The 6,875-nt window shown below is 44.0% G+C and carries 9 protein-coding genes; 6 read left to right on the top strand and 3 right to left on the bottom strand.

Annotated elements, in window-relative coordinates:
• A partial coding sequence (locus A3757_RS14860; protein ID WP_068739852.1) for a winged helix-turn-helix domain-containing protein occupies window positions 1–521 on the top strand: 521 nt, incomplete at its 5' end.
• 176 nt (window positions 522–697) lie between these two features.
• Complete coding sequence (phoR, locus tag A3757_RS14855; RefSeq protein ID WP_068510060.1) at window positions 698–2,038, top strand: phosphate regulon sensor histidine kinase PhoR; 1,341 nt, start codon at window positions 698–700, stop codon at window positions 2,036–2,038.
• Window positions 2,039–2,052: 14 nt separating this feature from the next.
• On the opposite strand, the gene cysZ is transcribed toward phoR, so the two are convergent.
• Complete coding sequence (gene cysZ / locus A3757_RS14850) at window positions 2,053–2,838, bottom strand: sulfate transporter CysZ (RefSeq protein ID WP_068510062.1); 786 nt, start codon at window positions 2,836–2,838, stop codon at window positions 2,053–2,055.
• A 141-nt stretch (window positions 2,839–2,979) separates the two neighbouring features.
• On the opposite strand from cysZ, the gene A3757_RS14845 reads away from it, so the two are divergent.
• A complete protein-coding gene (locus tag A3757_RS14845; RefSeq protein WP_068510064.1) occupies window positions 2,980–3,612 on the top strand; it encodes an RluA family pseudouridine synthase in 633 nt (210 codons plus the stop codon).
• A complete protein-coding gene (locus tag A3757_RS25240; protein ID WP_068510067.1) occupies window positions 3,596–3,985 on the top strand; it encodes a VanZ family protein in 390 nt (129 codons plus the stop codon). The genes A3757_RS14845 and A3757_RS25240 overlap by 17 nt, the downstream gene beginning before the upstream one ends.
• Here the strand turns inward: A3757_RS25240 and A3757_RS14840 are convergent.
• Window positions 3,945–4,607, bottom strand: a complete 663-nt coding sequence (locus tag A3757_RS14840) for a methyltransferase (protein WP_068552540.1) — start codon at window positions 4,605–4,607, stop codon at window positions 3,945–3,947. The two genes, A3757_RS25240 and A3757_RS14840, sit on opposite strands and share 41 nt — an antisense overlap.
• Before the next feature lie 144 nt (window positions 4,608–4,751).
• Here A3757_RS14840 and A3757_RS14835 point away from each other — a divergent pair, with 144 nt between their 5' ends.
• Together A3757_RS14835 and A3757_RS14830 are read left to right on the top strand one after the other, a co-directional pair.
• Window positions 4,752–5,588 carry a mechanosensitive ion channel family protein gene (locus A3757_RS14835; protein WP_068514472.1) on the top strand — a complete coding sequence of 279 codons (837 nt, stop codon included), beginning with the start codon at window positions 4,752–4,754 and terminating at the stop codon, window positions 5,586–5,588.
• Between the two features lie 385 nt (window positions 5,589–5,973).
• The gene (locus tag A3757_RS14830) at window positions 5,974–6,486 is read left to right on the top strand and encodes an aminoacyl-tRNA deacylase (protein WP_068554211.1); all 513 of its coding nucleotides are present in this window, start codon (window positions 5,974–5,976) and stop codon (window positions 6,484–6,486) included.
• A gap of 92 nt (window positions 6,487–6,578) precedes the next feature.
• Here A3757_RS14830 and A3757_RS14825 read toward each other — a convergent pair.
• Window positions 6,579–6,875: PDZ domain-containing protein (locus A3757_RS14825; protein WP_197470061.1), on the bottom strand; the 297-nt coding region annotated here is incomplete at its 5' end.

The raw sequence follows: 6,875 nt of genomic DNA, 5'->3' as shown, positions 1-6,875 counted from the left end.
GCACTAGCGGAATTGAATTGGCAAGACGCTTGAAACGCAATGAAGCGACCAGTGATATCCCTATTATTATGCTGACAGCTAAAACCGAAGAGGATAATAAAGTACAGGGTTTGGAAGTCGGTGCCGACGACTATATTACTAAGCCTTTTTCTCCTCGTGAATTGGTTGCTCGTCTTAAAGCTGTACTTCGTCGTGCGACGCCTGCGGGTGTCGAAAGTGAAATCGAAATAGATGGATTGGTACTTGACCCAGTTTGTCATCGCGTTACCGCTCACAATAATTTGCTGAGCATGGGGCCAACTGAGTTTAAGCTACTGCAGTTCTTTATGACGCATCAAGACCGCGTTTATAGCCGTTCCCAGCTACTTGATCAAGTTTGGGGTGGCAATGTCTATGTTGAAGATCGAACCGTTGATGTTCATATTCGGCGCCTTCGCAAGGCATTAGGTGAAAGGCATGAATACCTGGTTCAAACTGTTCGAGGTACTGGCTATCGTTTTTCTGCTCAAGGTGCTGCATAGCGCTTGAGCATTGGTAACTTTGTTATAAAATAAGAAAGGTGGCAAGGAGCTCGATTTTTCATGCACATGACTTCGATCATTGACGAAGGGTGCACACTCTCTGTACCGTTTGCGTTTTAATGGCAAACTATTGAATCAGAGAATGAATCTGTCTTCCTGTGCTGGAGCATAAGGTTATGCACAAACGAATCATCGGTCACTTATACTCCCTTTTTTGGGCTGTGATTGGCTTGCTGGTACTTGGCCTGCTGATTGGGGAATTAGCGTGGGTTCTCGCGATTGGCTGCTTTGCCTACTTAGCCTGGACAATCAGCCAGGCTGTTAAGCTGCATCGTTGGCTTTACAGTGTACAAGAAGACCAAGCAATTCCCGAAAGCCATGGTTTATGGGGCGATCTGTTTGACGGTCTATATCAAATTCAATATCAAAATCGCATTACTCAAGAAAACTTGCGGTCAATGATTGCTCGTGTCCAATTATCTACCAATGCACTAAAAGAGGCTGTCGTCATGACTAACTCTGAAGGTGCGATGGACTGGTGGAATGACTCTGCAAGTACAGTACTTGGCTTTAAACGAGAGTCAGATAGAGGTCAGCTGATAACAAATTTGCTTAGAGACCCTTCCTTTAAGCGATATTTTGAAAGCAAGAATTACGACGAACCTTTAGAGCTACGTTCACCTTTAAATAAAAGTGCAACTTTGCAAGTACATATCACTTTGTTTGGCAAAGATGACCGCTTGGTTTTCGCGCAAGATGTGACGCGTGTGCAGCGACTTGAACAGATGCGGCGTGACTTCGTTAGCAATGTTTCTCATGATATGAGAACGCCATTGACGGTTATTAGAGGTTATATCGAAACCTTCCAGGATGCTGAAGATACACCTAAGAAGTGGCGAAGAGCCTTAAATTCAATGCAAGAGCAAACGAAACGGATGGAAAGCCTGATTAGTGACCTCTTGTTACTCGCCAAGTATGAAACTGAAGGCCTGCCTAGTAATACTCAAGCGATCGATATCGAACCGGTACTACAAGAAGTCTACCGCGACGCACGAGCCTTTAGCGCTGACAAAAATCAGAATATTCGTTTGGACTTTGAAAGCACCAAACCCTGTTTATTTACCGGTGACTCTCGTCAGCTTTATAGCGCCTTCTCAAACCTTGCGTTTAATGCAGTTAAGTATACGCCCACCGGTGGTGATATCGACATCAGCTGGTGGCTGGATGAAGAAGGTGCTCACTTTTGTGTGCGTGATACCGGTGAAGGTTTTGATTCCGTTCACATCCCTCACTTGACGGAACGCTTCTATCGAACGGACCCCAGCAGAGACCACTCAAGTGGCGGCTCAGGCTTGGGCTTAGCGATCGTGAAGCATGTATTGATCAATCATAATGCCGAGCTGGAAATCCATAGTGAAGAAGGCATAGGCAGTGAGTTTATTTGTCACTTCCCGGCATCGATAATGGTTTCCAGTAGCTCGGCTAATGAACAGAAAGCGCTAGCAAATGCATCTTGATGAGCTATCTGCATTTACTTGGATAGCTTTTTCTGCGCCTCTGCTTCAAAGTTCATATTGATATTGCCTAAAGATCTTTCTTCGTTTACCCAAAATGCGACCGCGCCACACACCGCAGCGGGCAGTGCCAGAAAATTCACGATAGGCAGAAGCGTTGCCCCAAACGTTACCAGCCCAAAACCTAGTGATGTCAGACGATGGCTAGCCAGGTAGTTTTTCATATCGGGGAAGCTCATCTTATTATTATCTGCCGGGTAGTCGATATATTGAATGGCCATCATCCAGGCTGAGAAAATAATCCAGATAACAGCAATAATCACATTCAAGCCGGGGATTAAGCCTAAAACCAATAGCACTAGCACCCGCGGGATATAATAAACAAGCTTTTGGAGTTCTCGCATGATGGTTCTGGGAACCATTGCCAGTAGCTCGCTCCATGAGAAGTCTTCACCTTTATCTTGGCCGCTTAAGTGCTTTTCAGTGAGTTCTGCCAGGTAGCCATAAAAAGGAGCGCCGATTAAATTCGCGGCGGCAATAAAGCCATAAAACAGCGTCATTAAGATGGCTAAGAAGTAGATTCCCCAGAATAACCACTCCATGAATCCTAGCCATTCTGGGACCCAAGACAATAAGGTCGCCATCCAACCGTCTACTAGGCTATATGCCCACATGATGAGCAGCGTAAACAAGATGATATTTACGGTTAAAGGAACCAGTAAAAATAGGCGAAAGCCGGGCTGGCAAATGATCTTGAAACCTTGAGCCAGATAGCCAAAGCCGGTAAACATATTTCCCTTCATGTGAAGATTCGCTCCTGATCAGAATATCGTCTAAGAAATTTATAGGGCTTAATAGGGTTGTAGGCAGTGTATAATAGCTCGCTTGGAGTTTCAGCAGTGCTCTGATGAAATCAAAGTAATGTCACTAGGTAGTTGTAGCCAATGCGTCCAGATTTTCAAATCGAGATTGTTTATTCAGATGAACAGCTTGTGGTGGTTAATAAGCCCTCCGGTTTGCTATCAGTTCCGGGCAGAGGCCCCGACAAAGCTGATTGCTTGCTGAGCCGCTTACAAGACCAATTTCCCACTATCAGGGTGGTTCATCGTTTGGATTGCGCAACCTCGGGCTTGATGGTCTTGGCGCTTGATGCGGATTCCCACAGGGAGCTTAGTAGGCAGTTTCATGACAGAGAAGTCAAAAAGCGCTATGAAGCCTTGGTTTATGGCTTTATGGAAGATGAAAGTGGCGAAGTTAATCAGCCATTGAAGACCGACTGGCCCAATCGGCCTCGACAGATGATTTCACATGAAGGTAAAGCTGCTCAGACCTTCTATCAATGTACGACTCGCTCAGAACAGGCATCGAGAGTCATCCTCACGCCGATAACAGGTCGCTCTCATCAACTACGTGTTCATATGCTATATACCGGCCATCCAATATTGGGCGATGGGCTTTATGCTCACGAGTCGGCATTAAAGGCTAGTAGCCGTTTATGCCTACATGCCACAGACTTAAGTATCTACCAGCCAAAGACTAAAACTTTTATGGAGTTCTCAAGTGCTACACCTTTTTAGTCAGATAATCCAGTTTACCTGGCTGAACAAAATCGTTTTGTACCTTGCTTTGCTGTTCTCTTGTATTGCCGCGTTTTCACCCCTTACGGGGCTGGAGCAAGTTAATGTGAGTGACAAGGTGCTCCACCTAGTAGCATTTTTTGTACTTTCTTTATTGGTTCAAATTGCCTATCCAAGGCTAGGTTTAAGGGCAATACTATTTTGCTTGGCTTGCTTTGGTCTGGGTATTGAGCTTGTTCAGGCTTACTTGCCCCACCGTAGTTTCGAGCTAAATGATTGGTTTGTAGACTTGTTAGGCACAGTGATTCACCTGATCCTTATTGCGCCAACTATTAAGAGCAAGTGTTTGAGTGGTAAATACGCACCTTGTTAAATTCTTCAAACTCATTTAGGTCTGGACAAGTACGGGCTTCTTTTACTTCAAGCAAATCGTAAGCGGAAGAGGGCAGTACTTTTACGCGGGAGTCAGCAAGAAGTACTTGAGGACATTTAGTGGTAAACAAATCTAGCAAGTCGTGATTATCTTTGTCATATAGTACATCCGCCGCGGTGATCAGGTCGAGCTCTTCATCAAAAGCCATAAAGTCTTCAGAGTAGTCAAAGCTCAGAGAGTTGAGTTCGGCATTTGCACGACAAGCTTCAAGAGCGTCTGAGTCGATATCACAAGCTATGACTTTTTTGGCACCAGCCTTGGCAGCAGCGACTGCAACAACACCCGAGCCGCTACCAAAATCTAGCACTGTCTTACCACGCACATATTCCGGGTTCTCCAGAATGAACTGAGCCAAAACCTGTCCACTTGCCCAACAAAAAGACCAGTAGGCAGGTTCGGCCACAACAGCCTGTGCTTCGTCATGGCTAAGTGGGCCCTGTAATACAGCTGGGTCAAACAGATAAAGGCCGATTGCAGGGCAGGCGGGAGGTTTAGTCGCCTTGACACGACCTTTAGCGAGAGTTTTATTTAAGTTAGCGTTGAGTGTATCGACAGTATTCATGACATTTTAATGATGATTGACAGTGTTAAGTTGACCAGCTTGGTGTAGCTACTTTATGCTGCGAGGAATAATAACAACAGCATTTCGATGCATCATAGATAATACAATAAAGTTACTTTTAAACTAGGGTAAAAAAGGAAGACTATGGAAAATATAACTGAAACTACAGATAAGCTAGAAGGCTATGCTGATATAGCTGTAGAAGCTGCAATTCTTTACGGGCCAAAAGTTGTTCTGGCTATTGTTACCTTGATAATTGGTCTTTGGGTGATAAATCGAATTGTTAGCAAGGTTGAAAAGCATTTTACGTCTAAAGCGGATCCAACGCTTGGTTCGTTTGTCAGTAGCCTGGCGTCAGTCATCTTCAAGATGATGCTATTGATTGCTGTTGCATCAATGGTTGGTATTGAAACTACTTCTTTCGTTGCAGTACTCGGTGCTGCTGGCTTGGCCGTTGGTTTGGCATTGCAGGGCAGTTTGTCAAACTTCGCTGGCGGTGTTTTGATCTTGCTATTCAAGCCTTTCAAAGTAGGCGACTTAATTGATGCTCAAGGCCATATTGGTGTCGTTAAGGAAATTCAGATCTTTAACACAATTCTAACAACGGCAGATAATCGCGTCGTTATTATTCCAAACGGTGCCCTATCAAATAGCAGTATGGTTAATATCAACCAGCTGGATACTCGCCGTGTTGATTTCGTTTTTGGTATTGGTTATAGCGATGATATTGATAAAGCGAAAGCGATTATTGAAGGCTTGATCACTTCAGATTCTCGTGTATTAAAAGATCCTGAGCATTTGATTGCGATCTCTGAATTAGCGGATAGTTCAGTCAACTTTACCGTTAGGGTTTGGACTAAGACGGCGGACTACTGGGCAGTTCACTTCACAATGTTCGAAGCAGTTAAGAAAGCGTTTGATGAGCAAGGAATTAGTATTCCGTTCCCTCAACAAGACGTACATATGCATACAGTTCAATAACCTACGCACTAGCGCCGGTTATTTAAGACGTTATTTGTTTTGCTGATAAAAGGCGCTCTTTTGAGCGCCTTTTTTATTAATAAACGTATTTCCTAACCTGCGAAAGAATGAAAACAAGTGTGATAATACTGCTGAAAAACTGGAAAAAAACTCATCTATAAACGACGCTAATAAAAAGATACTTTTTGTTACTTCAACTTATCTTTGTTCGTGACTAAGATGAAGTTAAGAAAGAATTTAGTATCAACGAATTTTGCTGGTCTCTATCTGCCTGTGCATAGCGCTTCAGAAATACGAAGTGACTGAGACAAAGCAATAATTACGATTGTCTCGATCTACTAAAGACAAAAATAACGAGTGTTAGGCAGTTATAGAGGTACTGGAAATGCCAGTTGAACAGCTAAAGCAATATCTAGATTCGAATGACGTTCAATACGTATCAATAGAACATTCGGTAGCATATACCGCAAAAGAGATCGCTGAACGTATTAAACTTAAAGGTGACCAAATGGCGAAAACCGTTATGGTCAATTTGGACGGTTGTATGTCGATGGTGGTGCTACCCGCATCATGTCGAATACGCTGGGATCAATTTATGAGAGCCATGGGAACCGAGCTGGTCGCCCTGGCAACAGAAGATGAATTTAAAGACCGTTTCCCATCATGCGAAGTGGGTGCTATGCCACCATTCGGCAATTTATATGATGTCCCCATCTATATGTATGAAGGGTTCGATGAAACCGGTGATATTGCCTTTAGAGCAGGAAATCACCACGAAGTGATTAAAATGAAGCTCTCTGATTATATGGAACTAGCGCATCCGATGACGCTAAATGAGGGCTTCGCAAAGATTGGTATGAAGAAGCCAAGCTGGTTGTTAAAGAAGAAGGCCGGGTAGAAAACCTAGCCTTCTATTGTTTACCGTTTACAATCTCCGGGCCTTACAGCAGGCGGCCTGAACTGCGGCTCGGGGATTTATTCTTTTAATTGCTAGCGAACATAGAGAATCAGGTCTTCGTATCCTCGTCGGATGCGAAATGCCTGCACATTTCGCTGCCTCAAATAAGACTTAAGCTCTGCAATATTTCTAATCCTGCTTCGGTTGACCGCGAAGATTATATCCCCTTGCTCAAAGCCTACTCGTTTAGCGATCGAATTATTGCTCAGTTCTTTAACCTGAATGCCAATAGCTTCTTCTTGATCACTTGGAATGAGATCCATTAACAGGCTTCCGCTCAAATAAGAAGAGACTTTGTCACCAGCTATTTCCGGGACAGGTATGGCTTC

The sequence above is a fragment of the Oleiphilus sp. HI0117 genome (genome assembly GCF_001635235.1).
This window is presented reverse-complemented; position numbering and strand designations above follow the sequence as displayed.